Here is a 693-nt window from a genome sequence, read left to right as displayed (position 1 = left end):
TCCAGCACCATGATCGTGATGATGATGGCGAGCACGCCGTCGCTGAAGGCTTCGAGCCGATTCTTTTCCAACGTCGTCCTTTCACGGCGCCAACTGGGGGTTCCAGCCGGTCACCAGGTTCTCTTCCAGTTCGTCCAGCGCGGCCATGTGGCCGGCCGCCAGTTCGAAGTCAGACAGGGTCAGGTTCTCGCGAATGCGCGCCGGCCGGGTGGACTTCGGCAGCACCACCAGGCCTTGCTGCAGACCCCAGCGCAGCATCACCTGGGCCGGGCTGCGCTGCATCTCGCGCGCGATGCGCACCAGCACCGGATGGTCCAACCGCCGGCCCTTGGTGAGCGGGCTGTAGGCCTGCACCACGATTCCGTGGGTCCGGCGCAGCGCGCGCACCTCTCGCTGCTGCAGGAAGGGACTCAGCTCCAGCTGGTTCACCGCTGGCACGGTGCGCGCGTGGGCCAGCAATTCCTGCAGGTGCCGCACCATGAAGTTGGACACGCCGATTGCGCGCAGTGCCCCAGCGTCGCGCAGGCGCTCCAGTTCGGCCCAGGCGGCAAGGCGCTGGCCAACCACCGGCCAGTGCAGCAGCATCAGGTCGGGCGCGCCCAGGCCCAGAGCCTGAAAGCTGCGATGCACGGCGGGCTCTACCGCGCCGGGCCGCTGGAAGTCATTCCACAACTTGGTGGTGACGAATACTGC

2 protein-coding genes are annotated in these 693 nt (G+C 67.4%); both read right to left on the bottom strand.

Translation table 11 applies throughout. From position 1 onward, the window contains the following. Positions 1 to 71: DUF1211 domain-containing protein (locus JNK74_28965; protein MBL7650213.1), on the bottom strand; the 71-nt coding region annotated here is incomplete at its 3' end. Between the two features lie 10 nt (positions 72 to 81). Beyond that, positions 82 to 693 (bottom strand): aldo/keto reductase (locus JNK74_28960; protein MBL7650212.1); only part of this gene is annotated, 612 nt, incomplete at its 5' end.

It is taken from the genome of Candidatus Hydrogenedentota bacterium (assembly GCA_016791475.1).
In the GTDB taxonomy this organism is placed as follows: domain Bacteria; phylum Hydrogenedentota; class Hydrogenedentia; order Hydrogenedentales; family JAEUWI01; genus JAEUWI01.
Note: the sequence above shows the minus strand (reverse complement) of the source record. Positions and strands in the feature narration are given on the sequence as shown.